At 67.6% G+C, this 26826-nt stretch carries 24 protein-coding genes, 1 tRNA gene and 2 pseudogenes; 10 read left to right on the top strand and 17 right to left on the bottom strand.

Annotation, left to right across the window (positions count from 1 at the left end; translation table 11 throughout):
* The first annotated feature begins 54 nt into the window (after positions 1 to 54).
* Positions 55 to 2044 (top strand): annotated as a pseudogene (locus ACHMXA_RS17565) (ABC-F family ATP-binding cassette domain-containing protein).
* A 40-nt stretch (positions 2045 to 2084) separates the two neighbouring features.
* Positions 2085 to 2588, top strand: a complete 504-nt coding sequence (locus ACHMXA_RS17560; RefSeq protein ID WP_176663910.1) for a hypothetical protein — start codon at positions 2085 to 2087, stop codon at positions 2586 to 2588.
* Here the strand turns inward: ACHMXA_RS17560 and ACHMXA_RS17555 are convergent.
* Together ACHMXA_RS17555 and ACHMXA_RS17550 are read right to left on the bottom strand one after the other, a co-directional pair.
* Positions 2539 to 2772 (bottom strand): hypothetical protein, encoded by a 234-nt coding sequence (locus ACHMXA_RS17555; protein WP_395315971.1) that lies wholly within the window; start codon positions 2770 to 2772, stop codon positions 2539 to 2541. The genes ACHMXA_RS17560 and ACHMXA_RS17555 overlap by 50 nt on opposite strands.
* A gap of 7 nt (positions 2773 to 2779) precedes the next feature.
* Positions 2780 to 3010, bottom strand: coding sequence for a transcriptional regulator (locus tag ACHMXA_RS17550; protein WP_176663908.1), 231 nt, complete (start codon positions 3008 to 3010; stop codon positions 2780 to 2782).
* A 69-nt stretch (positions 3011 to 3079) separates the two neighbouring features.
* Here ACHMXA_RS17550 and ACHMXA_RS17545 point away from each other — a divergent pair, with 69 nt between their 5' ends.
* The 4 genes from ACHMXA_RS17545 to ACHMXA_RS17530 all read left to right on the top strand — a co-directional run bounded on the left by ACHMXA_RS17545 (position 3080) and on the right by ACHMXA_RS17530 (position 10181).
* Entirely contained in the window at positions 3080 to 3796 is a 717-nt protein-coding gene (locus ACHMXA_RS17545; protein ID WP_395315970.1) for a helix-turn-helix domain-containing protein, read from the top strand.
* 473 nt (positions 3797 to 4269) lie between these two features.
* Positions 4270 to 5871, top strand: coding sequence for an efflux transporter outer membrane subunit (locus ACHMXA_RS17540; RefSeq protein WP_395315969.1), 1602 nt, complete (start codon positions 4270 to 4272; stop codon positions 5869 to 5871).
* A gap of 52 nt (positions 5872 to 5923) precedes the next feature.
* Positions 5924 to 7075 (top strand): efflux RND transporter periplasmic adaptor subunit, encoded by a 1152-nt coding sequence (locus tag ACHMXA_RS17535; protein ID WP_395315968.1) that lies wholly within the window; start codon positions 5924 to 5926, stop codon positions 7073 to 7075.
* 10 nt (positions 7076 to 7085) lie between these two features.
* A complete protein-coding gene (locus ACHMXA_RS17530; RefSeq protein ID WP_395315967.1) occupies positions 7086 to 10181 on the top strand; it encodes an efflux RND transporter permease subunit in 3096 nt (1031 codons plus the stop codon).
* Between the two features lie 84 nt (positions 10182 to 10265).
* Here the strand turns inward: ACHMXA_RS17530 and ACHMXA_RS17525 are convergent, their stop codons facing one another.
* From ACHMXA_RS17525 to tolB, 6 genes are all read right to left on the bottom strand, one after another.
* Positions 10266 to 10526: a hypothetical protein gene (locus tag ACHMXA_RS17525; RefSeq protein WP_395315966.1), complete on the bottom strand. Its 261-nt coding sequence runs from the start codon at positions 10524 to 10526 to the stop codon at positions 10266 to 10268.
* Positions 10527 to 10719: 193 nt separating this feature from the next.
* Positions 10720 to 10795 (bottom strand) — tRNA-Lys (locus ACHMXA_RS17520).
* Between the two features lie 48 nt (positions 10796 to 10843).
* Positions 10844 to 11671: a ThiF family adenylyltransferase gene (locus tag ACHMXA_RS17515; RefSeq protein ID WP_395321312.1), complete on the bottom strand. Its 828-nt coding sequence runs from the start codon at positions 11669 to 11671 to the stop codon at positions 10844 to 10846.
* 46 nt (positions 11672 to 11717) lie between these two features.
* On the bottom strand, positions 11718 to 12467 hold the full coding sequence (gene ybgF / locus ACHMXA_RS17510; RefSeq protein WP_093195363.1) for a tol-pal system protein YbgF: 750 nt from the start codon (positions 12465 to 12467) through the stop codon (positions 11718 to 11720).
* Positions 12467 to 12982 carry a peptidoglycan-associated lipoprotein Pal gene (pal, locus tag ACHMXA_RS17505; RefSeq protein WP_395315965.1) on the bottom strand — a complete coding sequence of 172 codons (516 nt, stop codon included), beginning with the start codon at positions 12980 to 12982 and terminating at the stop codon, positions 12467 to 12469. The genes ybgF and pal overlap by 1 nt, the downstream gene beginning before the upstream one ends.
* Before the next feature lie 28 nt (positions 12983 to 13010).
* The gene (tolB, locus tag ACHMXA_RS17500; protein WP_218088120.1) at positions 13011 to 14237 is read right to left on the bottom strand and encodes a Tol-Pal system beta propeller repeat protein TolB; all 1227 of its coding nucleotides are present in this window, start codon (positions 14235 to 14237) and stop codon (positions 13011 to 13013) included.
* A 254-nt stretch (positions 14238 to 14491) separates the two neighbouring features.
* On the opposite strand from tolB, the pseudogene msbA reads away from it, so the two are divergent.
* Positions 14492 to 16277 (top strand): annotated as a pseudogene (gene msbA, locus ACHMXA_RS17495) (lipid A export permease/ATP-binding protein MsbA).
* 18 nt (positions 16278 to 16295) lie between these two features.
* Here msbA and rng read toward each other — a convergent pair.
* From rng to ACHMXA_RS17450, 9 genes are all read right to left on the bottom strand, one after another.
* Positions 16296 to 17825, bottom strand: coding sequence for a ribonuclease G (gene rng, locus ACHMXA_RS17490; RefSeq protein ID WP_176663900.1), 1530 nt, complete (start codon positions 17823 to 17825; stop codon positions 16296 to 16298).
* A gap of 135 nt (positions 17826 to 17960) precedes the next feature.
* Positions 17961 to 18563 carry a Maf family protein gene (locus tag ACHMXA_RS17485; protein WP_395315964.1) on the bottom strand — a complete coding sequence of 201 codons (603 nt, stop codon included), beginning with the start codon at positions 18561 to 18563 and terminating at the stop codon, positions 17961 to 17963.
* A gap of 3 nt (positions 18564 to 18566) precedes the next feature.
* Positions 18567 to 19271: a phytanoyl-CoA dioxygenase family protein gene (locus ACHMXA_RS17480; protein ID WP_395315963.1), complete on the bottom strand. Its 705-nt coding sequence runs from the start codon at positions 19269 to 19271 to the stop codon at positions 18567 to 18569.
* Entirely contained in the window at positions 19268 to 19735 is a 468-nt protein-coding gene (rlmH, locus tag ACHMXA_RS17475; protein ID WP_126181685.1) for a 23S rRNA (pseudouridine(1915)-N(3))-methyltransferase RlmH, read from the bottom strand. Before rlmH ends, ACHMXA_RS17480 begins: the two co-directional genes overlap by 4 nt.
* Positions 19732 to 20403: a ribosome silencing factor gene (gene rsfS / locus ACHMXA_RS17470; protein ID WP_395315962.1), complete on the bottom strand. Its 672-nt coding sequence runs from the start codon at positions 20401 to 20403 to the stop codon at positions 19732 to 19734. Before rsfS ends, rlmH begins: the two co-directional genes overlap by 4 nt.
* Positions 20403 to 21038 carry a nicotinate-nucleotide adenylyltransferase gene (nadD, locus tag ACHMXA_RS17465; RefSeq protein ID WP_395315961.1) on the bottom strand — a complete coding sequence of 212 codons (636 nt, stop codon included), beginning with the start codon at positions 21036 to 21038 and terminating at the stop codon, positions 20403 to 20405. Before nadD ends, rsfS begins: the two co-directional genes overlap by 1 nt.
* On the bottom strand, positions 21035 to 21952 hold the full coding sequence (gene hemF, locus ACHMXA_RS17460; protein ID WP_395315960.1) for an oxygen-dependent coproporphyrinogen oxidase: 918 nt from the start codon (positions 21950 to 21952) through the stop codon (positions 21035 to 21037). Before hemF ends, nadD begins: the two co-directional genes overlap by 4 nt.
* On the bottom strand, positions 21952 to 23250 hold the full coding sequence (gene purD, locus ACHMXA_RS17455) for a phosphoribosylamine--glycine ligase (RefSeq protein ID WP_176663894.1): 1299 nt from the start codon (positions 23248 to 23250) through the stop codon (positions 21952 to 21954). The genes hemF and purD overlap by 1 nt, the downstream gene beginning before the upstream one ends.
* Before the next feature lie 56 nt (positions 23251 to 23306).
* Complete coding sequence (locus ACHMXA_RS17450) at positions 23307 to 24032, bottom strand: YebC/PmpR family DNA-binding transcriptional regulator (protein ID WP_395315959.1); 726 nt, start codon at positions 24030 to 24032, stop codon at positions 23307 to 23309.
* Positions 24033 to 24158: 126 nt separating this feature from the next.
* Here ACHMXA_RS17450 and ACHMXA_RS17445 point away from each other — a divergent pair, with 126 nt between their 5' ends.
* The 3 genes from ACHMXA_RS17445 to ACHMXA_RS17435 are packed head-to-tail and all read left to right on the top strand — an operon-like array spanning position 24159 to position 26824.
* A complete protein-coding gene (locus tag ACHMXA_RS17445; RefSeq protein WP_395315958.1) occupies positions 24159 to 25241 on the top strand; it encodes a Rid family hydrolase in 1083 nt (360 codons plus the stop codon).
* A 42-nt stretch (positions 25242 to 25283) separates the two neighbouring features.
* Positions 25284 to 26081, top strand: coding sequence for a 1-acyl-sn-glycerol-3-phosphate acyltransferase (locus ACHMXA_RS17440; protein ID WP_176663891.1), 798 nt, complete (start codon positions 25284 to 25286; stop codon positions 26079 to 26081).
* Positions 26048 to 26824 (top strand): glycosyltransferase family 2 protein, encoded by a 777-nt coding sequence (locus ACHMXA_RS17435; RefSeq protein WP_176663890.1) that lies wholly within the window; start codon positions 26048 to 26050, stop codon positions 26822 to 26824. Before ACHMXA_RS17440 ends, ACHMXA_RS17435 begins: the two co-directional genes overlap by 34 nt.
* Positions 26825 to 26826 lie beyond the last annotated feature (2 nt).

Below are 26826 nucleotides of genomic sequence, written 5' to 3'. Positions count from 1 at the left end.
TTTCCGGGGCGCGAAGGGCCGGGCGGGGATAATCGCCCCTACGGTTCCTCTTTCATGATCACTCTCAAGAACGTCATTCTTCGCCGCAGCGCCAAGGTCCTGCTCGACGGCGCCACGGTCACCCTCAATCCCGGCGAGAAGGTCGGGCTGGTGGGCCGCAACGGCGCCGGCAAGTCCACCCTGTTCGCCCTGCTCAACGGCTCGCTGCACGAAGACGGCGGCGATTTCTCCATTCCCAAGCAGTGGCGCATGGCCCAGGTGGCGCAGAACATGCCCGAGACCGAGGATTCGGCCACCGACTTCGTGGTGGGCGGCGACACCCGCCTGACCGAGCTGCGCGAGCAGCTGGCCGCCATCGAGGCCGCCTACGCCGAGAACCCCGACGACGCCGACATCGGCATGGAGCTGGCCCACGCCTACACCGACCTGGCCGACGCCGGCGAGCACGACGCCGTGCCGCGCGCGCAGGCGCTCATCCTGGGCCTGGGCTTCAAGACGCACGAGCTCGACGCGCCGGTTAACAGCTTCTCCGGCGGCTGGCGCATGCGCCTGCAGCTGGCCCGCGCGCTGATGTGCCCGAGCGACCTGCTGCTGCTCGACGAACCCACGAACCACCTGGACCTTGACGCGCTGGTGTGGCTCGAGGCCTGGCTGCAGAAGTACCCGGGCACCATGATCGTCATCAGCCACGACCGCGAGTTCCTCGACGCCGTGACCGACGTCACCCTGCACATCGCCAACGCCCAGCTCACGCGCTACGGCGGCAACTACAGCAAGTTCGAGGACATGCGCGCGCTGCAGATGGAGCAGCAGCAGCAGGCCTTCGCCAAGCAGCAGGACAAGATCGCCCACCTGCAGAAGTTCATCGACCGCTTCAAGGCCAAGGCCAGCAAGGCCAAGCAGGCGCAAAGCCGGGTCAAGGCGCTGGAGCGCATGGAACGCGTGGCGCCGCTCCTGGCCGAGGCCGACTTCAGCTTCGAGTTCAAGGAGCCGGGCAACATCCCCAACCCGATGCTGTCGATCAGCAACGCGAGCTTCGGCTACGTTGTCGAGGACGACGAGCCCAAGACCATCCTGCGCGGCGTGAACCGCTCGGTGCTGGCGGGCCAGCGCATCGGCATCCTGGGCGCCAACGGCCAGGGCAAGTCGACGCTGGTGAAGACCATCGCGCGCGAAATGGGCGCGCTGGCGGGCCAGGTCACCGAGGGCAAGGGCCTGAACATCGGCTACTTCGCCCAGCAGGAACTCGACGTGCTGCACCCCGAGAGCAACCCGCTGGAGCACATGGTGCGCCTGGCGCGCGAACTCGGCAGCAACGCCAAGGAGCCGACTGGCGAGCAGGCCCTGCGCGGCTACCTGGGCAGCTTCAACTTCAGCGGCGACATGGTCAAGCAGCCCGTGGGCACCATGAGCGGCGGCGAGAAGGCCCGCCTCGTGCTCGCGATGATGGTCTGGCAGCGCCCCAACCTGCTGCTGCTCGACGAGCCGACCAACCACCTCGACCTCGCCACCCGCGAGGCGCTGGCCGTGGCGCTCAACGAGTTCGAGGGCACGCTGATGCTGGTGAGCCACGACCGTGCGCTGCTGCGCTCGGTGTGCGACGAGTTCTGGCTGGTGGGCCGCGGCGTTGTCGGCGACTTCGACGGCGACCTCGACGACTACCAGCGCTACCTGCTCGACGAATCCAAGCGCCTGCGCGAGGAAGCCAAGGTGGCGGTGCGCGCAGCCGAGGCCGCCGCGGCGCCGAAAGCCGCTCTCGCCGCTCCCGCCCCTGCCCCGCAGCACCGCAAGCAGGGCGCCCAGGATCGCCAGCAGCGCAACGACCAGGCCAAGCCGATCAAGCGAGAGATCGCCCAGATCGACGAACGCCTGGCCAAGGCCGGCACCGAGCGCACCGAGCTCGAAGGCGCGGCTGGCCCAGCCGCTGCCCGCCGCCGAAATCGCCGAGGCCGGCAAGCGGCTGAAGGCGCTCAACGACGAAATCGGCCGCCTCGAGGAGCGCTGGCTGGCCCTCTCGGACCAGCTGGAAGCCCTGGTGGCCTGAGCAACAGCCAGCAATAAGCAACAAGCAAGGGAGCCGCCGGATGCCGTCAGCCGTCGAACTGGCCCGTGGTGACGAGAAACTCATCGCCGCCATCCACCGCAGCCGCCGCCTCATCAGCCGCAAGGCGCTGATGGCGGCAGCGGCCAGCGCGGTTCCCCTGCCCGGCCTCGACTGGATGGCCGATGCCGCGCTGCTCTCGCGGCTGGTGCCGCAGATCAGCGCGGAATTCGGCCTCTCGGTCACGCAGGTCGAGAAGCTCGCGCCGCACCAGCGCGAGCGCATCCAGAAGGCCGCGACCACCGTGGGCGCACTGCTGGTCGGGCGGCTGGTCACGCGCGACCTGCTGCTTCGCCTCGCCAAGCATGCCGGCGTGCGCCTCACGGCCAAGCAGGCGACCAAGTACGTGCCCATCGCCGGGCAGGTGGTGTCGGCCGCGCTGGGCTACGCGGCGCTGCGCGCGCTCGGCGAGCAGCACATCAAGGACTGCGTGCGCGTCAGCTCCACTCTCGCTCTCGCGCCTCCCGAACCGCACGATCGCGCCTGAGCGCCTCGCGGTCGAACAGCACCTGCGCCGCCCAGGCCGCGCAAACCAGCCCGAAGCAGCCGGCACCGGCGATGGCCGGGTGCCCCAGGATCAGTCCGGCGACCAGCCCCGCAAGGGACGCCAGCGCCAGCAGCACGCACAGAACGCGGTCGAGCCGCAGGCCCGAGGGCAATCGCCTGCGCACCGCACGCTCATCGCTTAGCGGGCCGGGGGCGGGCCTCCGGCGCGGGCTTCAGGGCTTCCTCCTTCATCCGCTGCTCGTAGGCGGCCACGAGCGCGACGTAGTGCCGCGACATCACGTCGGCCACCCGCCCCAGGCCGATCTTGCTGATGGTCGGCTGCGGAATGCCGGTTCGATGTTCGATCTGCTTCTGCGTGAGGCCCATGGCCCTCAGCGCCATGACCAACTCCCGTGGCTTCATCTATTACTCCCTTTTCAAACTATTCTAGAGTTTGAGAGGAATATTCGTTTGGGCTTAAATCCCCATCCGATGGACAGCATTGCCAAACGCGCCTTGGCCGCGCGCAAATTCGCCAAGATGACCCAGAAGCAGGCCGAAGTGGTTTCGGGGGTCAAACAGTCCAGCATTTCCAAGATCGAGCGCGGAGACGTCAGCCGCTCGATGAGCGTGCTCGCGCTGGCGCGTGCCTACCGGGCCGATCCGAACTGGCTGGACACAGGCGACGGCCCCGCTCCATGGGACGAGGACCAGATCCGCCAGGCGCGCGACCGGGCCAACGAGCCGCCGGGGCCCTATCGGGTGACGCACACGCCGCCGTCGATCCCGAGCTTCAACCCGCGCACGCCCGGCACGGTGCCGCTCATTTCCTGGGCGGACGCCGCCAACTGGGACAGCCACGAGATCTCGCAGCAGCCGCATGCCGAGCGCTGGATACCCTGCATCGCCCACCACAGCCTCCAGAGCTATGCGCTGCGCGTACGCGGCGACAGCATGACTTCGCCCAGCGGCCAGCTCAAGAGCTATCCGCCCGGCTCGATCGTGTTCGTCGACACCTCGCTGCGCACGCCCGACGACGGCGAACGCATCATCGCGAAGCTCGAGGACAGTGACGAGGTCACCTTCAAGGTGTTCAAACAGGACGACGGTCGCCGCTGGCTGCTGCCGCTCAACCCCAAGCACGAGCCGGTGCGCACGCCCTTCACCGTGCTGGGCACCGTCGTGGGCAAGTGGGAGGACGAGGACTGAGCCCTCATGCGAGCGGCGCCTCCGGCAAAAAATTAGCCGGAAATTAGCTGGAACACGATTTCGTCGAGGTCAGGTTGCGTGCAGGTTCGGAAGCGATATTCATGGCTCTCCCTGTGGCCTGCATCCTCTGATCCTCCCTCCTCCAGCAGGTCACCTTCAAGCCCGCCTCGTGCGGGCTTTTTTTTGTGGATTTGCTCGCCCCCAGGCTGCGCGGCACTTCGTGCCGCTTCGCCACCCCCCTGCCGGGGGCAACACCTGCGGCCCGGCAGAGCCGGTTCCGCGGTGTTCCTGGCCTTAGGCCTTCGTGAGGTTGATGCCGCGCTCCTGGGGTGGTGCATTTGGCGCCTTGCCCGTACATTTCGCGCCTTGCAGGTCCCGTTTCGTCGCAACTGCCTCGCGGGGCGGGGCAGCGGGCACGAGACTCGCGGAATGACAGGCAGCCCGGGCGTTCCGGGTGTACAACCGCTGCCCCCATGCAATATCAAGAAAACAATGCGTTGGAGGATCACCCCGGTTCGTCGTTGCGCGCTGCGCCTGCGCGCTCGCGGCCGGGGTGGCCCGTTCAGGGCGCCGTGCTCGGCGCCGTCCTGCTGCTGATGAGCGGCTGTGCGGTCGGGCCGGACTTCAGGACACCCGACCTGCCGGCCGCCGCCGGCGGCGCCGACTACACACCCGCGCCGATGCCGGCGCGCACCGTGAAGTCCGACGTGCCGGCCGGCCAGGCGCAGGAGCTGCTGCCGGGCCGCGACATTCCGGCCCAGTGGTGGGAAGTGTTCCGCTCCGAACCGCTCGATCGGCTGATCCGCGCCTCGCTCGCGCAGAGCCCGACGCTGGCTTCCGCGCAGGCCGCGCTGCGGCAGGCCGAGGCCACCTACGACGTGAAGTCGGGCAACCTGCTGTGGCCGCAGGTCACGGCGCAACTGGGCGTGCAGCGCGAACGGGCATCGGAGGTGAGCACGCGGGTGGCGGGCGGCCAGCTGCTCACGCTCTACAACGCGTCGGTCAACGTCAGCTACAACCTCGACGTGTTCGGCGCCTCGCGCCGGCAGGTCGAAGGCGCTCAGGCCGCCGTGGAAGCGCAGCGCTACCAGGTGGAGGCGACCTACCTCACGCTGACCTCGAACCTCGTCACCACCGCGATCCGCGAAGCCGCGCTGCGCGGCCAGTTGCAGGCCACGCGCGAGGTGCTGCAGGCGCAGCGAGAGCAGCTGAACGTGATCGAAAAGCAATTCGACACCGGTGCAATCCCCAAGTCGATCGTGCTGCAGCAGCGCACGCAGGTCGCGCAGACGCAGGCGGCAATACCGCCGCTGGAGAAATCGCTCGCGCAGACGCGCCACCAGCTCGCCGTCTTCGCGGGCCGGCTGCCTTCGGAGCAGGGCCTGCCCGAGTTCGACCTCGCCAGCCTCTCGCTGCCGCAGGAACTGCCGCTGTCGCTGCCGTCGGAGCTCGCGCGCCAGCGGCCCGACGTGCGTGCCAGTGAGGCCCAGCTGCACCAGGCCAGCGCGGCGGTCGGCGTGGCCACTGCGAATCTCTATCCGCAGATCCAGTTGAGCGCCAGCTACGGCAACACATCTCTGCGCGCTCGCGACCTGTTCACCGGGCCGACCACGCTGTGGAACATCGGCGCCGGGCTCACGCAGCCGATCTTCAACGGCGGTGCCTTGCGTGCGCAGCAGCGCGCGGCCGTCGCCGCCTACGACTCGGCGGCGGCGCAGTACCGCAATACCGTGCTGGGCGCATTCCAGAACGTGGCCGATGCGCTGCGCGCGCTCGAACTCGACGCTGCCACGCTGCAGGCCCAGGCCACAGCCGAGTCGCTCGCGAAGCAGTCGCTCGACCTGTCGACCGCGCAGTTCCGCGCCGGCGCAGTGAGCTACGTGACGCTGCTCACCGCACAGCAGGCCTGGCTGCAGACCCACACCGCGCTGGTGCAGGCGCAGGCCGCGCGCTATGCCGACACGGCCGCCCTCTTCCAGGCGCTGGGCGGCGGCTGGTGGAACCGAGGCGCTCTGGCCGAGGCCGCGATCGCGCCGGGACAGCCTGCACAACAGGCATCGGCACCGCAGAACTGAGCGGCAACCAACACTCCATAACTCCAAGAAAAGCCAACTTATGACCCGAAGAATGATCATCATGATCGGCTGCGTACTGCTGGTGGTCGCCGTGCTCGCGTTCGGCAAATTCATGCAGATCCGCGCGCTGATCGCCGCCGCGCCCAAGCCGGCGCCGCAGACGGTGTCGACGGCCGAGGTGCAGAAGCTGCAGTGGCAGTCGCAGTTCACCGCGGTCGGCACGCTGAACCCGGTGCGCGGCGCCGACCTCAGCACCGAAGTGGCCGGGCTGGTGCGCACGGTGCATTTCAAGTCGGGGCAGGACGTGAAGGCAGGCACGCTGCTGATCGAGCTCAACGCCGATTCCGACGTCGCCCTGCTGCACTCGGCCGAGGCCGCCGCAGCGCAGGCAGCCATCGTGCTCAAGCGCGACCAGGCCCAGCTTGCGGTGCAGGCCGTGAGCCAGGCGCAGATCGACGCCGACACCAACGACCTGAAGGCCAAGCGCGCGCAGGTCGAGCAGCAGGCCGCCGTGGTCGCGAAGAAGTCGATCCGCGCGCCCTTCTCCGGCCGCCTGGGCATCACCGCGCTCAACCCCGGCCAGTACGTGAACGCCGGCGACAAGCTGGTGACACTGCAGACGCTGGACCCGATCTACGTCGACTTCGCCCTGCCGCAGCAGCAGCTCGCGGGGCTGGAAGTGGGCCAGGTGGTGAACCTGTCGGTCGACACCTTCCCGGGCCAGAGCTTCAGCGGCAAGATCAACGCGATCAGCCCGAAGGTGGACGCCGCCACGCGCAACGTGCAGGTCGAGGCCACCGTCTCCAACCCGAAGCAGCAGTTGCTGCCCGGCATGTTCGCCAACGTGAAGATCGACGTGGGCGGCGTGCAGGAGCAGCTCACGCTGCCTTCCACCGCCGTCACCTACAACCCGTACGGCTCGACCGTGTACGTGGTGAAGGAAGCCGAGCCGCCCAAGGAAGGCGCCGCGGGTGCGCCCGCCCAGCCGGCCAATCCATCGGGTGCGAAGCAGCTCGTCGCGCAGCAGGTCTTCATCGAGACCGGCGCCACGCGTGGCGACCAGATCGCCATCGTCAAGGGCCTCGCGGCCGGCCAGGTGGTGGTGAGCAGCGGCCAGAACAAGCTGAAGAACGGCACGCCGGTGGTGGTGGACAACAGCGTCCAGCCCGCCAACAACCCGGCGCCGAAGCCGCAGGAAAAGTGAGGCCGCACGCATGAACTTCACAGACATCTTCATCCGCCGGCCGGTGCTGGCGATGGTGGTGAGCCTGCTGATCGTGGTGCTCGGGCTGCGCGCGCTGGCCGGCCTGCCGGTCAACCAGTACCCGAAGACCGAGAACGGCGTGGTCACCATCACCACCGCCTACTTCGGCGCCGACGCGGCCACGGTCGCGGGCTTCATCACGCAGCCGCTGGAGGCCGCCGTGTCGCAGGCACAGGGCATCGACTACCTGTCGTCATCGAGCAGCCTGGGCGTGTCGACCATCACCGCCACGCTGCGCCTGAACTACGACTCCAACCGCGCGCTGACCGAGATCAACACGCAGGTCGCCTCCGTGCGCAACCAGCTGCCGCCGCAGGCGCAGCAGCCGGTGCTGACCGTTGCCACGGGCCAGACCACCGACGCGATGTACATCGGCTTCTACAGCGACACGCTGCCCAACAACAACGTGACCGACTTCCTGGTGCGAGTGGTGCAGCCCAAGCTCAACGCGATTCCAGGCGTGCAGACCGCCGAGATCCTGGGCGCGCGCACCTTCGCGCTGCGGGCCTGGCTCGACGCGCAGAAGATGGCCGCCTACGGCGTGACCGCCACCGACGTGAGCGCGGCGCTGGCCGCCAACAACTACCTCGCGGCCGTGGGCCAGAGCAAGGGCCAGATGGTGAGCGTGCCGCTCACGGCCGGCACTTCGCTGCACAGCGTGGACGAGTTCAAGCAGCTTTCGGTCAAGAGCGCCAACGGAGCCATCGTGCGGCTGCAGGACGTGGCCAACGTGACGCTGGGCTCCGAGAACTACGACTTCAACGTGGCCTTCAACGGCGTGCGCTCGGTGTTCATCGGCATCAAGGTCGCGCCCGAGGCCAACATCCTCGAGGTGGCCAAGCAGGTGCGCACCGTGTTCCCCGACATCCAGGGCCAGTTGCCCACGGGCCTGACCGGCAAGATCGTCTACGACTCGACGGACTTCATCAACACCTCGATCAGCGAAGTGATCAAGACGCTGGTGGAGGCGCTGGTCATCGTGACGGTGGTGATCTACCTGTTCCTGGGCAGCCTGCGCGCGGTGGTGGTGCCGGTGATCGCGATGCCGCTGTCGCTGATCGGCACCTTCTTCATCATGCTGGCGCTGGGCTACTCCATCAATTTGCTCACGCTGCTGGCGCTGGTGCTCGCCATCGGCCTGGTGGTGGACGACGCGATCATCGTGGTGGAGAACGTCGACAGGCACATGCGCGAAGGCAAGTCGCCGCTGCAGGCCTCGCTGCTCGCGGCGCGCGAGCTGGGCGGGCCCATTCTGGCGATGACGGTGGTGCTGGTGGCGGTGTACGTGCCCATCGGCTTCCAGGGCGGACTGACCGGCTCGCTCTTCACCGAGTTCGCCTTCACGCTCGCGGGCTCGGTGGTGGTGTCGGGCATCGTGGCGCTCACGCTGTCGCCGATGATGTGCTCGCGCTTCTTCAAGCCCGAGCAGGACAGCGGCAAGTTCGCGATGAAGATCGAGCATGTCTTCGAGCGCGTGCACCACCGCTACCAGCTGATATTGCGCGGCGTGCTGAAGACCTGGCCGGTGATGATCGTCATGGGCGCGATCCTGGTGGCGCTGCTGTTCGTGATGTTCAAGATGTCGAAGTCGGAGCTCGCGCCCGAGGAAGACCAGGGCATCGTGCTGTCGCAGGTGGTGGGTGCGCCCACGGCCACCATCAACCAGATGCAGACCTATGCGGACCAGATCTTCAAGGTCGCGCACGACACGCCCGAGTACGCACAACTCTTCCAGCTCACCGGCGTGCCCAGCACCAACGCGGGCATCGCGGGCGTGCTGCTCAAGCCCTGGGACGAACGCACGCGCAGCGCGCACGACATCCAGACCGACCTGCAGAAGCGCTGGAACGGCATTGCCGGCGCAAAGGTGGTGGCCTTCCAGTTCCCGGCGCTGCCGGGCGCCTCGGGCCTGCCGGTGCAGTTCGTCATCAAGACGACCGAGCCCTTCGAGAACCTGAACACCCTCGCCCAGCAGATCATGGACAAGGCGCGCGCCGACGGAAAGTTCTACTACATCGACGCCGACCTGAAGATCGACCTGCCGCAGGCCTCCGTGGTGGTCGACCGCGACAAGATCGCCACGCTGGGCATCACGCAGCAGGACGTGGGCAACGCGATGGGCGCGGCGCTGGGTGGCGCCTACGTCAACTACTTCTCGATCTCGGGCCGCTCGTACAAGGTGATCCCGCAGGTGCAACAGGTCGACCGGCTGAACCCCTCGGACGTGCTGAACTTCTACATCAAGACGCCCAGCGGGGTGGTGCCCGCCAGCACGGTGGCAAGCCTGAAGTACAGCGTGCAGCCCGAGACGGTGAACCACTTCCAGCAGCTCAACTCCGTGACCATCCAGGGCGTGCCCAGCGGCACGCAGGGCGAAACGCTGGAGTACTTGCGCGGCCTGGTCCAGCAGATGGCGCCCAGCGGCTACACGGTGGACTACTCGGGCCAGTCGCGCCAGTTCGTGCAGGAGTCGGGCAACTTCGCCATCACCTTCGTGTTCGCGCTGATCATCGTGTTCCTGGCGCTGGCGGCCCAGTTCGAGAGCTTCCGCGATCCGGTGGTCATCCTGGTGTCGGTGCCGCTCGCCCTCTTCGGCGCGATGATCTTCATCTTCTGGGGCTTCGCCTCGATGAACATCTACACGCAGGTGGGCCTGGTGACGCTGATGGGCCTCATCAGCAAGCACGGCATCCTGATCGTCGAGGTGGCCAACCGCCTGCAGAAGCAGGGCCTGAGCAAGCTCGACGCCATCGTGGAAGCCGCCGGCACGCGCCTGCGCCCCATCCTGATGACGACCGCCGCCATGGTCTTCGGCGTGCTGCCGCTGGTGATCGCCTCGGGCGCCGGCGCCGCGGGCCGCAAGGCGATGGGCATCGTGATCTTCAGCGGGCTGTCCATCGGCACGCTGTTCACGCTCTTCGTGGTGCCGGCGATGTATCTGTTCATCGCGGCGCGGCACGCGAAGGAAGAACATCCGGCCGCAGAGGCGCCGGTGCCTGCGGCGCTTCCGGGGCAAGGCTCAGGTCCAGTGGCCCCCGAAGCCTGAGCGGTTCGCCCAGACAGAAAGAAGCCCGCGGTCTCTGCGACTGCGGGCTTTTTTCAGGCTCCCCAGGCCCGCTTCTACGGTCTTTCAGTCGCAGCGGTAGACGACCTCTCCGGCAGGAACACCCCGCGCCGGATCTTCCGCACCCTGGTTGGCAAGGTAGCGCATCGGCGCTCCGAAATTGCGGCAGTAGTTCTCGGCATCCTGCGCGGTTGGCGACTTGTAGACGCCGTCGCCAAGCGAGGTATAGCGAGGGGCCGTCCGCGTGACACATCCAGCGGCCAGCGCAGCCAGGACGAGAACTGAAAAAGCAATGAAGGGGCGCATCGGAAAAAGCAGTTGCGGCACGCACAACCGGAAATGGGAAGCGGCGACTTTAGCTGCTTCGCCCGAGGACGACCTCGCCGCCCCAAGCGGATGTCGACCTCACCCTTCCTCCAGCCGCCTTCGCGCCCGCAAAGGTTGCCCACACCCGGCTCTTTGCGTCGGCCAAGAAAAAATCCTCAGGCACCGCTGGTGCATGAGGATTTCGAAGAGGGTCTGGTAGGACGTACTGGATTCGAACCAGTGACCAACGGATTAAAAGTCCGCTGCTCTACCAACTGAGCTAACGTCCCGAACCATTTTTCTGCTCTTTGCCGAAGTGATATCCGGCAAAGCCAAGATTATAGCGCGAGCTTCGACGCTATTTTGTCCAGAACCCAGCCGGAAGCACATTGGCCGAAAGTCGCGGTCACGCTGACCACTGATCCGTAGCCATGGCAGTTGAGCGTGCCGTCGCCGCTTTCGATGGCGCAGGAGGCGTCGGGCGGTGCCACGCTTTCGCGGCTGAACACGCAGGCGACGCCTATCTTGCGGCCTTCGCGCGCAGCGCCGTGTTCCTTGCGCAGTCGCTGGCGCAATTGGGCCAGCAGCGGGTCGTGCGTGACGAGCGACAGATCTTCGATGTCGACCTTGTGCGCCTGCCGCTTGCCGCCCGCCGCGCCCACCGTGATGAAGGTGGCGCGTGAGGCGCGAGCCCATGCGGCCATCGCCACCTTGGCCTTCACCTGGTCGCAGGCGTCGATGACGGCCGTCGCCGGCCCGTTCGCAGCCTGCGCCGCTTCGAGCAGTGAGAGCCAGTTGCCGGGCTCGACGAAATCGTCGATGGCCTGCACCTTGCATTCGGGGTTGATCTGCGCGATGCGATCGCGCATGGCCTCCACCTTGGCCTGCCCCACGGTCGCGTCGAGCGCATGGATCTGGCGGTTGATGTTCGACTCCGACACGTGGTCGAGGTCGATCATCGTCAAGCGCCCCACTCCGCTGCGCGCCAGCGCCTCGACGGCCCACGAGCCCACGCCGCCGATGCCGACCACGAGCACATGCGCTTCGCGGATGCGCGCGGCACCGGCCACGCCGTACAGCCGCTCGAGCCCGCCGAAGCGGCGCGCAAAGTCAGGCGCCGCGGTGTCGGTGACGACATCCGCGGCGGCCGGAGCAAGAGTGGTGATGGACGCGTTGGCGATGATGGTGCTCAAGCGGAATGCTCCGCCCGCATCAGCGCAGGCGCGAGAGACGTTCGCGGCCGGCCTGTGCGGCTTCGGACTGCGGGTAGGCCTTGGTCAGATCTTCCAGCGTGCGGCGAGCGGCGCGCGTGTCCTTTAGCTCGATCTGGCAGTTCGCGATCGACAGCACGGCCTCGGGAGCCTTGGCGTGGTCGGGTGCGAGCGAGAGCATGGAGCGGAAGTTCGCGATGGCCTCGTTGTAATTGCGCGTGGCGTACTGCGCATTGCCCAGCCAGAACAGCGCCGAGGCGTTGTAGCCGCTTTGCGGGTAGCGCTTGACGAATTCGGCGAACGCAGTTTGCGCCTGCGCGAACTGGCCCGAACGGAACACGCCGAGGGCGGCCTCGAAGTCGGCCTTTTCCTTGGGATCGGCATTGAACTCGCGGCCGTCCACCGACACCTTCGAGGGCTCGCTCTGCTTGAGCTTGTCATCGATGGTAGTCTGGCGCGACTGCATTTCGCTCAGGGTGCGCGTGAGCTGCTCGTTCTGCCCCGTCATGCGGGCCAGGTCGCCGCGCATCTGCTCGATCTGGTTCTGCAGGTCGAGCAGGCTGCGGCGCAGCTGGCCGTTTTCGTCGGTCAGCCGCTGGTCGGTCTGCTGGCGCATGGCCTCGACGCGCTGGCGCAGGTCGAGGATGGCGCGGCGAGCCTCGTCATCCTCGAACAGCGCGGCCTGCGATGCCGCCGAGACGCAAAGCAAGGCAGCGGCCAGCGCCGCGCCTCTCAGCATGACGCGTGGCATCACCGGGTGTAGCGGATTTCGGCGCGACGGTTCTGCGCCCAGACTTCTTCACCGGAGCCGGTGACTGCCGGCTTTTCCTTGCCGAAGCTCACGGCTTCGATCTGGCCGTCGTTCACGCCCAGCAGGGTGAGTGCGCGGCGCACGGCTTCGGAACGCTTCTGGCCCAGCGCGAGGTTGTACTCGCGGCCGCCGCGTTCGTCGGTGTGGCCTTCGATGGAGATACGACGCTGCGGGTTGGCCTTGAGGAAACGGGCATGGCCGTCGATCAGCGACTGGAACTCGGGCTTGACCGTGTAGCTGTCGTAGTCGAAATACACGATGCGCTCGACGCCAACCGGGCCCTGCGCGGTACCCGCGGTCGGGTCGATGGTGACAGGTGCCACGGTGCTGGCGCCTTGCTGGCCGCCGGCCGTGCCGGAACGGTCGGTCACCGGCGTTTCGTTGAGCTTGGTGCCCGACGAGCAACCGGCGATGAGAGCCACGATGGCCAGCGAATAGATCGTACGTTTCAACATTTTTGAAAACTCCTCAAATAAACCTTAGTCATTGCTTTTGAAACGGACCCCAGTCCGGTTCCCTGATGTCTCCCGCCTGTCCCGCCAGTCGTGCTTTTATTTTTCCATCGAGCGTGGTCGTCATCAGGGCTTCGCGGCCTTGCAACTGCGTTGCGTAGACGATCAGCTTGCTGTTCGGAGCAAAACTCGGACTTTCGTCCGCGGAGGTGTCGGTGATCGCGCTCACGCTGCCGGTAGCCAACTCCATCACATGGAGTTTGAAGGCGCCGCCTACTCGCGAGATGTAGGCCAACCACCGGCCATCGCCGCTGACGGACGGAGAGATGTTGTAGGTGCCGCTGAAGGTCACCCGGGTCGGACTGCCGCCGCTGGCACTCATCTTGTAGATCTGGGGAGCGCCGCCGCGATCGCTCACGAAGTAGATCGTGCCGCCGTCGGCCGAGTACACGGGCTCGGTGTCGATGCTGGAGCTTTGCGTCAGGCGGCGCGGCTCACCGCCGCTTGCCGGAATCGAGAAAAGCTGCGAGCCGCCGTCGCGGCTGAGCGTGACGGCCAGCGAATTGCCGTCGGGTGCCCAGGCCGGAGCGCTGTTGGAGCCCTTGAAGTTCGCGAGCAGGCGGCGCTGGCCCGTGGCCACGTTGTGCACGTACACGACCGGCTTGCGCGACTCGAAGGACACGTAGGCCAGCTGCTGGCCGTTGGAAGACCAGCACGGCGAGATGATCGGTTCGGGGCTGGCGAGCGCGGCCTGGGCGTTCTCGCCGTCGGCGTCGGCCACCCACAGCGAATAGCGGCTGCCGGCCTTCGTGACGTAGGCAATGCGGGTCGAGAAGATGCCCTTTTCGCCGGTCAGCTTCTCATACACGTAGTCGGCGATGCGGTGCGAAGCCAGGCGCAGGTCGCCCTGGGGAACGATGTAGCTCTGGCCGCCCAGGTCCTGGCCCTTCACCACGTCCCACAGGCGGAAACGCACGTCGAAGCGGCCGTCGGCCAGCCGGGTGACGCTGCCGACCACGAGCGAATCGGCCGTGCGCTGGCGCCACAGGGAAAGATCGGGGCGCGATGCCTCGTCCAGAGCCTGTCCCGATGCATCGACGCCGCGGAACTGGCCGCTGCGCTCCAGGTCGGCCTGGACGATGTCGGAGATCTTCTGCGGGGAGGACTCCTGCCCCTTGAACGGGACGAGCGCGATCGGCAGCTGCGTGAGCCCAACACCGGAAACCTCGACCCGGAACTGGGCCAGAGCAGGAATCATGGGGGTGGCAGCGAGGGCCGCTATGAGGGTGCGGCGGGCAAATAACGATGAAGAAGGAGTTGGAATTGGAGCTGGCAACGGCTTGTTCATTCGGTTCGGAGAGGTTTCGGGGTGAAAAGTTCTCCCCGGCTTCAACGGGCGACATGTTACACACTGGCCGAGGGGCGCCGTCACAAAACGTTTATCCGTCGGCACGGTCCTACAGAGGCGGCAGCCGCAGGCCTGCAAAGGCCTGCCCCGTAGAATCCGCCGCCATGCAAGCATCCCCCGGCGGCGAGAACGCGCGCCCTCCCCTGATGCGCCGCCTGGCGCGACTGATGACATGGTTCGGCGGCTCTCGCCAGTGGTGGGCCCTTGGACTGATCGGGGCGCTGCTCGCCGCAGTCACCGAGCCGCTGATGGCGGCCCTGCTCAAGCCCCTGCTCGACCGGGGCTTCACGCGCGGCGAGATGCCGCTGTGGTTCGTGCCCGCCGCGGTGCTGCTGCTGTTCGCGGTGCGGGGGCATTGCGCAGTTCATTTCGCAGTACGCGCTCTCGCGCATCGCCAACGAAGGCATGCAGAAGCTGCGGCGCGTGCTGTTCGAGCGGCTGCTCGGCGCCGAACTCGCGCTGTTCGCCCGGCAGTCGGCCAGTGCCCTGTCGAACACGGTCGTCTATGAAGTGCAGACCGGCGCCATGCTGCTGGTGCAGGCGCTGCTCGGCCTCACGCGCGACGGCTTCACGCTGGTTGCCCTGCTGGGCTACCTGATCTACCTGAACTGGAAGCTCACGCTCATCGTCGCCTTCCTGGTGCCCAGCATCTCGTGGATCATGAAGGTGTTCTCCAAGCGGCTCTATCGCCTGACCCAGCAGGGCCAGCAGGCCACCGACGAGCTGGCCTACGTGGTCGAGGAAAACGTGCTCGCGCACCGCGTGGTGCGCCTGCACGGCGCCGAGGACGCCCAAGGCCGCCGCTTCGAGCAACTGAGCCAGCGCCTGAACCGGCTGGCCGTGAAGTCGACCATCGCGCAGGCGGCCACCACGCCGCTCACGCAGATGATGGCCTCGCTGGCGCTCTCGGTGGTGGTGATGATCGCGCTCTGGCAAAGCGGCAAGCAGGGCTTCACCGTGGGTGGCTTCGTTGCCTACATCACAGCCATGCTGATGCTGATCGCCCCCATCCGCCGGCTGGCCGAGGTGGCCGGCCCGATCACCCGCGGCCTCGCCGCGCTGGAGCGCGGGCTGATCCTCATCGACGAAGTGGCACCCGAATCGCAAGGCAGCTTCACCCTCGAACACGCCCAGGGCCGCATCGAGCTGCGCAACGTGAAGGTCAGCTACCGCGGCGACGATGAGCCTCGCGCGCTCGACGGCGTGAGCCTGACCATCGAGCCTGGGCAGGTGGTGGCCTTCGTCGGCCCTTCGGGTTCCGGCAAGACCACGCTGGTCAATCTGCTGCCGCGCTTCGTGCAGCCCAGCAGTGGCCAGGTGCTGCTCGACGGCCACGACACCAGCGAATGGCAGCTCAAGAGCCTGCGCGCCCAGTTCGCGATGGTGAGCCAGGACGTGGTGATGCTCAACGACACGCTGGCCGCCAACGTGGCCCTGGGCACCGAGATCGACCGCGAGCGCGTGCAGCAATGCATAGCGGCTGCCAACCTGAGTTCGCACGTCGAGAACCTGCCCCAGGGCATCGACACCGTGCTGGGCCACAACGCAACGCAGCTCTCCGGCGGCCAGCGCCAGCGCCTCGCCATTGCCCGCGCGCTCTACAAGAACGCGCCGGTGCTGCTGCTCGACGAGGCCACTTCGGCCCTCGACACCGAATCCGAACGGCTGGTGCAGGACGCCCTTCAGCGCCTGATGCAGAACCGCACCACGCTGATCGTGGCGCACCGCCTCTCGACCATCCAGCACGCCGACCGGATCATCGTGATGGAGCGAGGCCGCATCGCCGAGCAAGGCAGCCACGAGCAACTCATGGCGCTCGACGGGCTCTACGCGCGCCTGCAGACGCTGGCGGTGCGCAGCGCCCCACCAGGGCAGGATCCGACGCTTTGAACGACCTGTTGTGCTGCCTCAGAGCAGCACGATGTCGTACTGCCCCTGCCCGATCGCCGGCTCGGCCCGCAACGAGATCGGCTTGCCGATGAAATCGCTCAGGCCCGCGAGGTGCTGGCTCTCCTCGTCGAGGAACAGTTCGATCACCTGCGGCGACGACACGATGCGGAACTCGCGCGGCGTGAACTGCCGCGCCTCGCGCAGGATCTCGCGCATCACGTCGTAAGCTACGCTGCGCGCCGTCTTCACGATGCCCTGTCCGCCGCAGGCGATGCAGGGCTCGCAGAGCATGTGCGCCAGCGATTCGCGCGTGCGCTTGCGCGTCATCTCCACCAGCCCCAGCTGCGAGAAGCCGCCTGCCGTGGTCTTCACGCGGTCGCGCGCGAGCTGCTTGCGGAACTCCGCCAGCACCTGCTCGCGGTGGTCGTCGCGGCCCATGTCGATGAAGTCGACGATGATGATCCCGCCCAGGTTGCGCAGCCGCAACTGCCGCGCGATGGCCTGCGCCGCTTCGAGGTTGGTCTTGAAGATGGTGTCGTCGAAGTTGCGCGCGCCGACGAAGCCGCCGGTGTTCACATCCACCGTGGTCAGCGCCTCGGTCTGGTCGACCACGAGGTAGCCGCCCGACTTCAGGTCGACCCGCCGGCCCAGTGCCTTCGCGATTTCCTCGTCGACCGAATAAAGGTCGAAGATCGGCCGCTCGCCCTTGTAGTGCTGCAGCTTGCCCGCTGCCTTGGGCATGTATTCGAGGCCGAACTTCAGCAGCAGCTCGAACTGCTCGCGCGAATCGATGCGGATGGTCTGCGTTTCCTCGCCGGTCATGTCGCGCAGCACGCGCTGCAGCAGGCTCAGGTCCTGGTGCAGCAGCGACATCGGCGGCATGCGCATGGAGGCGTCGCGAATGCGCGACCAGGTCTTTCGCAGGTAGGCAATGTCCTCGGCCAGTTCGGAGTCGCTGGAATCCTCGCCGTTGGTGCGCAGGATGAAGCCGCCCGTGTTGGCCGGCACCACGCCGCCGCTGTCGGCCGCCGCGGCTGCCTCGATCAGCGCGAGCATCCGATTGCGCAACGATTCGCGCTGCTCCGCCGGGATCTTCTGCGACACGCCGATGTGATTGTCCTGGGGCAGGAACACCAGCAGCCGGCCGGCAATGCTGATCTGGGTGGAAAGCCGCGCGCCCTTGGTACCGATGGGGTCCTTGATGACCTGCACCAGCAGCGACTGGCCTTCGAACACCTGCTTCTCGATGGGCACCATCGGCCCGCCGTTGCGGTGGTCGCGCTCGGGTGCCGGCGCGCTGGGGCGCGAACCCGGCGTGAACGGCGCCACGATGTCGGCCACGTGCAGGAATGCCGTGCGCTCCAGGCCGATGTCGATGAAGGCCGACTGCATGCCCGGCAGCACGCGCGACACCTTGCCCAGATAGATGTTGCCGACCAGCCCGCGCTCCAGCGTGCGTTCGACGTGCAGTTCCTGCACCGCGCCGTGCTCGATCAGCGCCACGCGGGTCTCCTGTGGAGACCAGTTGATCAGGATGTCTTGACTCATAGGCTCACCCCCCAGGCTGCGCGCACTTCGTGTCGCTTCGCCCACCCCCCTGCAGGGGGGCGCCGCCAGCGGCCCGGCGAAGCCGGTTCCGCGGCGGCCCTGAAAAAGAATGTGGTCTTGAGTGTCATGGCGTGTTCACTTGAGCATCCCCGCCTGCCGCAAGAGTTGTGCGGTCTCGAACATGGGGAGGCCCATGATGCCCGAATAGGAGCCGCTGATGTGCTCGACGAACGCCGCCGCCGCGCCCTGGATGGCGTACGCGCCGGCCTTGCCCAGCGGCTCGCCGCTTGCGGCATAGCGGGCGATCTGCGCCCTGGAGAGGTCGGCGAAGCGCACGCGCGACACGCTGAGCGCCGCATGGCTCTTTTTGCCGTGATGCAGCGCAACGGCGGTCAGCACGCGATGCGTGGTGCCGGAGAGCATCCGCAGCATGCGAGCGGCGTCCTTTTCGTCTTCCGGCTTGCCGAGGATGGTGCGGCGGAGCGCGACCGTGGTGTCGGCGCAGAGCACCGGTGCTTCGGGCAGGCCGCGCCTGCGCATCCGGGCCACGGCGGCGTCGAGCTTCAGGCCGGTGACGCGTTGCACGTAGGTGGCTGGGGCCTCGTTGGGCAGCACGGCCTCGAGCGACTCGGCATCCTCGTCGGCATCGGCCAGCAGCAGTTCATGGCGAACGCCGAGCTGGCCGAGCAACTGGGCGCGGCGCGGGCTCTGCGAGGCGAGGTAGATGAAATCCGGCAAGGTTCAGGTCTCCTGTGACGTCGGCTGCCCGCCGGCCACGATGTGGTTCCAGACCAGCCCCTGCGGCAGGCTCGCGGGTCCGAACAGAAAGTGAAGGACACGCCGGCGCGCCGGCGACTTCGCACGCGACGAGGCGTGCAGCAACAAGGGGCGCATCAGCAGGGCATCGCCGCGCGCCGCCGTGCAGACGGTTTCGCCATGGGCGAATCGCAGGGCCTGTGCTTCGTCGGCGTCCAGCCGGCCCGCGCGGTGGCTGCCCGGAACGACACGCAGCGGCCCCGCGTCGGCGCCGCAGTCGTCCAGATGCACCCGCACGGCGAGCAGCGACTGCAGCACGTCGATCGGCGGCTGCACATACGGCTCCCCCTCCTTGACGACGGCGGGCATGCCGGCGCCCGAGGCCGGGATCGACGTGTCCTGGTGCAGGGCGACCAGCCAGTTCCTGCCGGGTGTCTTGTCGAAGAACGTGCATTGCACGGCGACCGACGATGCATCGAGCACGCCCATGCCGAGAAGCCGCGCCTTCAGCTCGATGGCCATTTCGCTGCACGGCGAATGAGCCAGCAGATTGCGGCTGCCCGCCGCCTGCCCCAGCCATTGATCGAGCGACCGCGCCGCGGCATCGAGCAGCCCGGGCTGCACCAGCGCCGGCACCGATGCATGGCCTCTTTCCTCGAGCAACGCGACCTGCCCGTCGGCGCTGGTCATTCGCGGTGGTAAGGATGACCCGCGTTCACCGACCACGCACGGTACAGCTGCTCGACCAGCAGCACCCGCGCCATCGCGTGCGGCAGCGTCAGGTCCGACAGGCGGATGCGTTCGTGGGCCGCGGCCTTGAAGGCCGGGTCGAGCCCGTCCGGCCCGCCGATGACCAGGGCGACGTCATCGCCCTCGCCCTGCCAGGCCTGCAGGCGTGCGGCGAGCGCCTTGGTGGTCAGCGCCGTGCCGCGCTCGTCGAGCACGACGATGCGCATTCCGCGCGCGATGGCGCCTTCGATGCGCTCGCGTTCCGCGGCGTAGAGGGTTTCCAGCGTCTTGGAGCCGCGCGGCTCGGTCTTGACGGCGCGCAGTTCGAGCTTGAGCTCGGGCGGAAAGCGCTTGGCGTAGTCGTCCCAGGCAGTCTGAGCCCAATCGGGCATGCGCTGCCCGACGGCGACCACCAGCAGCTTCATGCGCGGCGGGCTGGCGCCTTCCTGGCGGCCGTGGTCTTCTTCGCCGCGGGCTTCTTGGCGGCGGGCTTGCCCACGACCTTGACCGGCACGCGCGCGGCGGTGGTTTTCTTGGCGGGCGCCTTCTTGGCGGCGGTTTTCTTGGCCGGTGCCTTCGCAGCCTTGGCTTCCTGCTCGGCTGCGCGGATCGCGGTCTTGGCGGCGCTGGAGCGGCGCAGCGTCGGTTCCTTGGCGGCCTTCTCCTTGGCAGCCTTCTTTTCCTCGGCGCCAGCCTTGGAGGCCGTGGCTACCGCCGGCTTGGTGCCGCCGAGCTTGGCACGCACCGGCTTGTCGCCCCAGATCTCTTCGAGGTGGTAGTACTGGCGGATGGCGGGCTGCATGATGTGCGCCACGGCCGAGCCGCAGTCCACGATGATCCATTCGCCGTTGTCCTCACCCTCCACGCGCGGCTTGGCGAAGCCGGCTTCGCGCACCGCGTCGCGCACGCTGGCGGCCAGCGCCTTCGTCTGGCGGTTGGAGGTGCCCGAGGCGACGATCACGCGCTCGAAAAGCGGCGAGAGATGCTCGGTGTCGAATACCTTGATGTCCTGCGCCTTGACGTCTTCGAGGCCATCGATGATGGCTCGCTGGAGTTTCTGGGTGTCTTTCTTTGCGGCGGCTTCAGTGGTCATCAGGCAGAGCGGTAGAGGTGGTGTTGGTCAATATAGCGTGCAACCGTGGGCGGAACCAGCGAGGAAATGTCCACGCCGAGCGCTGCGCGCCGCCGGATCTCGGTGGCGCTGATGTCCATGGGAGGCAGTTCGAGCGCCTCGAAACGCGCGCCGGCTGGCAGGCCGGGCAGTGATTTCGGATCAAAACGGGCAGTGCTGCCCGTCGATAGTGCGCGATACGCTACAGAAACAATAGCAATGCCGAGTATATCCTGCCAGCCGTGCCAGGTCGGCAGCGCACTCGCCTGGTCGGCGCCCATGATCAGCACCAGCTGCGCGCCAGGCTGCTCGCGCTGCAGTTCGTGCAGGGTATCGAGCGTGTAGGTGGGGCCGTCGCGCAGCACTTCGCGGCTGTCGACGACCACAGTGCCCTGCAGCCCGCCGAAAGCCAGCCGCGTCATGGCGAGCCGATCTTCCTTCGGCGTGAGCGCCCTGCTCTTGTGCCAGGCCTGGCCGGTAGGAATCACGTGCAGTTCGTCGAGATCGAGTTGCGCCAGCGCGGCTTCGGCGAGCGCCACATGGGCGTTGTGCGGCGGATCGAATGCGCCGCCAAAGATGCCGATGCGGCGCGGTGCCTTGCCGGAAGAAGGGTTCACAACCAGTCGCGCCGGACGATGAACTTGCTATACAGAGCGGCCTCGGGGCTGCCCGGCTCAGGCTGCTGCTGGTAGGCCCAGCTCGCCAACGGCGGCATCGACAGCAGGATCGACTCCGTGCGCCCGCCCGATTGCAGGCCGAAGTGCGTGCCGCGGTCCCACACGAGGTTGAACTCCACGTATCGGCCACGCCGATAGAGCTGGAAGTTGCGCTCGCGCTCGGTGTAGGGCGTGTTGCGGCGGCGCTCGACGATCGGCAGGTAGGCCGGCAGGAAGCCGTCGCCCACCGAGCGGATCATTGCGAAGCCGTTCTCGAAGCCGCCTTCGGAGAAGTCGTCGAAGAAGATGCCGCCGACGCCGCGCTGCTCGTTGCGGTGCTTGAGGAAGAAATACTCGTCGCACCAGGTCTTGAAGCGCGGGTACTTGTCCTCGCCGAAAGCAGCGAGCGAATCGCGGCACACGGTGTGGAAGTGCACCGCGTCCTCTTCGAAGCCGTAGCAGGGGGTGAGGTCCATGCCGCCGCCGAACCAGCACACCGGCTCGCCGCCTTCGGGGAGCGCGGCGAGCATGCGAACGTTCATGTGCACGATCGGCACGTACGGATTGCGCGGATGGAACACCAGCGACACGCCCATCGCCTCGAACGGAGCGCCCGCCAGCTCAGGACGGTTCTGCGTGGCCGAGGGCGGCAGCTTCGGCCCGCGCACCTGCGAGAAGCCGCAGCCCGCGCGCTCGAAGAGTTCGCCGCCTTCGAGGATGCAGGTGAGGCCGTTGCCCTGCAGCGGCTCGCCCGGGGCCTTCTGCCAGGCGTCGCGCACGCAGGCTCCGCCGTCGGCCTTCTCAACCGCCGCGATGATCGACTGCTGCAGTCCGCGCAGGTACTCGCCGACCGCCGCCGGATTGGTCTGCTGCATCAGGAGCCGTGGGGGTTGCGCGCATGGATCGCGCGGAATCCGATGTCCTTGCGGTACTGCGCGCCATCGAACTGGACGCGCGCCGCGACCTCATAGGCCCGCTGCTGCGCCTGCTTCACGCTGTCGGCCAGCACGGTCACGCACAGCACGCGGCCGCCGCTGGTCTTGAGCTCGCCGTTGTCGAGCGTGGTGCCCGCATGGAACACCACCGCGTCGGGCGCTTCGGCCGGAATGCCGGTGATGCGGTCGCCCTTGCGCGGCGAGAGCGGATAGCCATGCGCGGCCATGACCACGCCCAGCGCCACGCGGCGGTCCCACTGCAGCTCGACCTGGTCGAGCGTGCCGTCGGTGGCGTGCCAGAAGACTTCGAACAGGTCGGACTTGAGCCGCATCATGATCGGCTGCGTCTCGGGGTCGCCCATGCGGCAGTTGAATTCGAGCGTCTTGGGGTGGCCGGCCGCGTCGATCATGAGGCCGGCGTACAGGAAGCCGGTGTACGGGATGCCGTCCTTCTCCATGCCGCGGATGGTCGGCAGGATGATCTCGCGCATGGCGCGCGCATGCACCTCGGCCGTGACCACCGGCGCGGGCGAATACGCGCCCATGCCGCCGGTGTTGGGGCCTTCGTCGTTGTCGAGCAGGCGCTTGTGGTCCTGGCTGGTGGCCAGCGCGGTCACGTTCTTGCCGTCGCACAGCACGATGAAGCTGGCTTCCTCGCCCTGCAGGAACTCCTCGATGACGACGCGCGCGCCGCCTTCGTTGTGCGACACGCCGAACTTGTTGTCGACCAGCATGAAGTCGACCGCCTCGTGCGCTTCCTGCGCGGTCATGGCAACCACCACGCCCTTGCCGGCCGCCAGCCCGTCGGCCTTGACGACGATGGGAGCGCCCTTGGCGTCGATATAGGCGTGCGCGGCAGCGGCGTCGGTGAAGGCCTCGTACTCGGCCGTCGGAATCTTGTGGCGCTTCATGAAGGCCTTGGAGAAGGCCTTCGAGCTCTCGAGCTGGGCGGCCGCCTGCGTCGGGCCGAAGATGCGCAGGCCGTGCGCGCGGAACTCGTCGACCACGCCGGCAGCCAGCGGCGCCTCGGGGCCGACCACGGTCAGCGCGATCTTTTCCTTGATGGCCCACTCGCGCAGCGCGGCGGGCTCGGTGATGTCGATGCAGTCGTAGCGCTCGTCGCTCGCCGTGCCGCCGTTGCCCGGCGCCACGTACACGCGGCTCACCCTGGCAGCCTGCGCCAGTCGCCATGCGAGAGCGTGTTCGCGGCCCCCTCCCCCAATTACCAGTACCTTCATTCGCGGGCCTTCATTTCTCGCTGTGATTCAACAAACATTCATTCGGCGTCGCCAGGTCACTCGGACAGCGAGGCGTTGTGATACACCTCCTGCACGTCGTCCAGGTCCTCGAGCACGTCGAGCAGCTTCTGCATTCTTGCGGCGTCCTCGCCGGTCACGTCCACGGTGTTTTCGGCACGCATCGTGACTTCGGCGGCGTCGGGCTTCAGGCCGGCGGCTTCGAGCGCGTTCTTCACGGCCTCGAAGTCGGCCACGGAGGTGATCACCTCGATGGCGCCGTCGTCGTCGGTGACGACGTCTTCCGCGCCCGCTTCGAGCGCCACTTCCATCACCTTGTCCTCGCTGGTGCCGGGCGCGAAGATGATCTGGCCGCAGTGCTTGAACTGGAAGGCCACCGAGCCTTCGGTGCCCATGTTGCCGCCGTGCTTGGAGAAGGCGTGGCGCACTTCGGCCACGGTGCGCACGCGGTTGTCGGTCATGGTGTCGACGATGATCGCCGCGCCGCCGATGCCGTACCCTTCGTAACGAATTTCTTCGTAATTGACGCCTTCGAGGTTGCCCGTGGCCTTGTCGATGTTGCGCTTGATGGTGTCGATGGGCAGGTTGACCGCCTTGGCCTTTTCAACCGCCAGCCGCAGCCGGGGGTTGGCCCCCAGGTCGGCGCCGCCGGCACGGGCGGCCACCGTGATTTCTCTGATGGCGCGGGTCCAGAGCTTGCCCCGCTTCTCGTCCTGGCGGCCCTTCCGGTGCTGAATGTTCGCCCATTTGCTATGTCCGGCCATGGCTTTCTATCTCGCTGTCCTGTGTTTCTGTGTCAATCCGAGCAGCCCCGAGTTTACTGTCCGGCGCACACAACGCCGGGCCTGGAGGCCGGAATTCGGGTCAATGCTTTTGGTGATAATTGTTCGATGACGCCATCGCCTTCCGTCGGGCCCGGGAATCCCGACACCCCGTCGCACGCCCCCTTGCCGCAGCGCCACGAGACCCATCTGCGCGTCGAGCGCCTGTCGCTGCCGGCCAGCCTGGCACTGGCGGCCGACGGCAAGGCCCCCTTCGCCGCGCTGGGCTACGGTACGCCGCACGGCGTGGCATGGATGCCGACCGTCAACGCACGCGTGCTCTCCGCCAACGGCGCCATGGCCGACGTGTGGCATGCGAGCGGCCCCGGGATCAAGTCCGGCACCACCGGCATCGCGCGCTGGCGCACCGACGGGCACTGGCTGCTCGGCGCCATCGACCTCGACGAATCCGCCGAGAAGCAAGGCCTAGCTGAACTCGCGCACCGCGCCTATCGCGACCTTTTCAAGACACTCGACCAGGCCGGCACGCCGCACCTGCAGCGCATCTGGAACTACCTGCCCCAGATCAATGCCGACGGCGGCGGCCTGGAGCGCTACCGCCAGTTCAACCTCGGGCGGCAGGAAGCTTTCCTGGAAGCCGGCCGCGCCGCCTTCGAGGGCGCCCCGGCCGCCTGCGCCCTGGGCATCCACCAGGGCGCGCTGTCGGTCCGCTTCCTGGCGGGGCAGCGCGCGCCGCTGCCGGTCGAGAACCCGCGGCAGGTCTCGGCCTACCGCTATCCCGAAACCTACGGGCCGCGCTCGCCGACCTTCTCTCGCGCCGCGCTGGCGGACATCGGCGACGGCAACATCGCCCTCTTCATCTCCGGCACCGCGAGCATCGTCGGCCACGAGACCGTGCACCACGGCAACGTGCAGGAACAGACGCGCGAGACGCTGCGCAACCTGGAGGCGGTGATAGCCGCCGCCAACGAGCGCTGCAGCGCGAAGTTCTCGCTGGCCGAGCTCGACTGCGTGGTCTACGTGCGGCATCCGTCCGACACCGAGACGGTGCGCGGCATCCTCGAAGGCGCGCTCGGCGCCGATGCGCCCATGGCGCGCCATGCCGTGTACCTCGAAGCCGACATCTGCCGCAGCGACCTGCTGGTCGAGATAGAGGCCCACACGGCCGCGGCCGGCGAACTGCGGGCCTGACCGGTCGTCCTCCGACCGCGCCTCGCCCGACCTACCGATCCAATGACCCGCGTGCTGAGATTTCTCACATCGATTCCGCTCGCGTTGATGCTCTACGCGCTGCTGCTGTTCCTGGGCCTGATCTCCCTGGTCTGGAACGTCTTCGCCATGCTCATCCACCCGGTGATGCCGGCGGCGCCCGCCCGCACGCTGGGCCGCATGACCATCGCCTTCGCCTACCGCATGTTCTGGTGGCTGGCCTCGGTGACCGGCATGATGCGCATCGACGCCACCTGCCTCGACCCGATGCGCAAGGAGCCCGGCGTGATCTTCGTGGCCAACCATCCGACCATGCTCGACGCGCTGCTGCTGGTGGCGCGGCTGCCGCGCAGCGCCTGCATCATGAAGGCCGACCTGATGGGCAACATCTTCCTGGGCGCGGGCGCCCGACTGGCGCGCTACATCAGCAACAAGTCGGCCCGCACCATGGTGCGCCTGGCGGTGAACGACCTGCGCAACGGTGGCCAGCTGGTGATCTTCCCCGAGGGCACGCGCACGGTGACGCCGCCGCTCAACCCCTTCCGCCCCGGCACCACGCTGATCGCCAAGCTGGCGCAGGCGCCCATTCAAACCGTGTTCATCGACACCGACTCGCCCTATCTCGCCAAGGGCTGGCCGCTGTGGCGCGTGCCGCCGCTGCCCATCGTCTTCAGGCTGCGGCTGGGCAAGCGCTTCGCGCCCACGCAGGACAGCGACGTGCTGCAGGCCGAGCTCGAACAATATTTCCGACAAAACATGGAACAGCGCGCCACCGACGCGTCCCCCGAATGCCAGACGCCTCGCGCACACACCTTGTCCTGATCCCCAGCTACAACACCGGCGAGCGGCTGTTCTCCACGGTTGCCGCCGCCCGCGCGCAGTGGAGCCCGGTGTGGGTGGTGATCGACGGCAGCGACGACGGTACCGGCGAGCGCCTGCAGCAGATGGCCGAGGGCGACCCGGGCCTGCGCGTGTGGGTGCTGCCGCAGAACCAGGGCAAGGGCTCGGCGGTGCTGCACGGCCTGCGCGCCGCGAAGGAAGCCGGCTTCACCCACGCGCTGACGATGGACTCCGACGGCCAGCATCCCGCCGACCTGATCCCGGCCTTCATGCAGTCCTCGCTGGCTCGCCCCGAAACGATGGTGCTCGGCCGCCCGGTGTTCGACGCCAGCGCACCGCTGCTGCGCGTGCGCGGGCGACGCGTGTCGAACGGCTGGACGCAGCTCGAGACCCTGTTCGCGGGCGTCGGCGACTCGCTCTACGGCTTTCGCGTGTATCCCGTGGCCGACCTGATCGCGGTGATGGCGCGCCAGCCCTGGATGCGGCGTTTCGACTTCGACACCGAGGCCGTCGTACGGCTGGCCTGGCGCGGCGTCAAGCCGGTCAACATCGACGCGCCGGTGAAGTACCTGACGGCCGAGGAAGGCGGCGTTTCTCACTTCCGCTATGGCCGCGACAACGTGCTGCTCACGTGGATGCACACACGGCTGATGGTCGAGTTCGTGCTGCGCCTGCCCCTGCTGCTGCTGCGCAAGCTGGCGAAGAAGCCGCCGTTCCAGGATTGATG

The organism is Variovorax sp. UC74_104, assembly GCF_044055375.1.
In the GTDB taxonomy this organism is placed as follows: Bacteria; Pseudomonadota; Gammaproteobacteria; order Burkholderiales; family Burkholderiaceae_C; genus Variovorax.
Note: the sequence above shows the minus strand (reverse complement) of the source record. Positions and strands in the feature narration are given on the sequence as shown.

Bases quoted from the DNA above. Each gene is read 5' to 3' on its own strand.
- ybgF (WP_093195363.1), bottom strand. From the start codon at position 12,467: ATGCCACGCGTCATGCTGAGAGGCGCGGCGCTGGCCGCTGCCTTGCTT.
- ACHMXA_RS17435 (WP_176663890.1), top strand. From the start codon at position 26,048: ATGCCAGACGCCTCGCGCACACACCTTGTCCTGATCCCCAGCTACAAC.
- pal (WP_395315965.1), bottom strand. From the start codon at position 12,982: ATGTTGAAACGTACGATCTATTCGCTGGCCATCGTGGCTCTCATCGCC.
- ACHMXA_RS17540 (WP_395315969.1), top strand. From the start codon at position 4,270: ATGCAATATCAAGAAAACAATGCGTTGGAGGATCACCCCGGTTCGTCG.
- ACHMXA_RS17560 (WP_176663910.1), top strand. From the start codon at position 2,085: ATGCCGTCAGCCGTCGAACTGGCCCGTGGTGACGAGAAACTCATCGCC.
- ACHMXA_RS17445 (WP_395315958.1), top strand. From the start codon at position 24,159: ATGACGCCATCGCCTTCCGTCGGGCCCGGGAATCCCGACACCCCGTCG.
- ACHMXA_RS17440 (WP_176663891.1), top strand. From the start codon at position 25,284: ATGACCCGCGTGCTGAGATTTCTCACATCGATTCCGCTCGCGTTGATG.
- ACHMXA_RS17450 (WP_395315959.1), bottom strand. From the start codon at position 24,032: ATGGCCGGACATAGCAAATGGGCGAACATTCAGCACCGGAAGGGCCGC.
- ACHMXA_RS17545 (WP_395315970.1), top strand. From the start codon at position 3,080: ATGGACAGCATTGCCAAACGCGCCTTGGCCGCGCGCAAATTCGCCAAG.
- rsfS (WP_395315962.1), bottom strand. From the start codon at position 20,403: ATGACCACTGAAGCCGCCGCAAAGAAAGACACCCAGAAACTCCAGCGA.
- ACHMXA_RS17530 (WP_395315967.1), top strand. From the start codon at position 7,086: ATGAACTTCACAGACATCTTCATCCGCCGGCCGGTGCTGGCGATGGTG.
- tolB (WP_218088120.1), bottom strand. From the start codon at position 14,237: ATGATTCCTGCTCTGGCCCAGTTCCGGGTCGAGGTTTCCGGTGTTGGG.
- purD (WP_176663894.1), bottom strand. From the start codon at position 23,250: ATGAAGGTACTGGTAATTGGGGGAGGGGGCCGCGAACACGCTCTCGCA.
- rlmH (WP_126181685.1), bottom strand. From the start codon at position 19,735: ATGAAGCTGCTGGTGGTCGCCGTCGGGCAGCGCATGCCCGATTGGGCT.
- hemF (WP_395315960.1), bottom strand. From the start codon at position 21,952: ATGCAGCAGACCAATCCGGCGGCGGTCGGCGAGTACCTGCGCGGACTG.
- rng (WP_176663900.1), bottom strand. From the start codon at position 17,825: ATGAGTCAAGACATCCTGATCAACTGGTCTCCACAGGAGACCCGCGTG.
- ACHMXA_RS17480 (WP_395315963.1), bottom strand. From the start codon at position 19,271: ATGACCAGCGCCGACGGGCAGGTCGCGTTGCTCGAGGAAAGAGGCCAT.
- ACHMXA_RS17550 (WP_176663908.1), bottom strand. From the start codon at position 3,010: ATGAAGCCACGGGAGTTGGTCATGGCGCTGAGGGCCATGGGCCTCACG.
- ACHMXA_RS17535 (WP_395315968.1), top strand. From the start codon at position 5,924: ATGATCATCATGATCGGCTGCGTACTGCTGGTGGTCGCCGTGCTCGCG.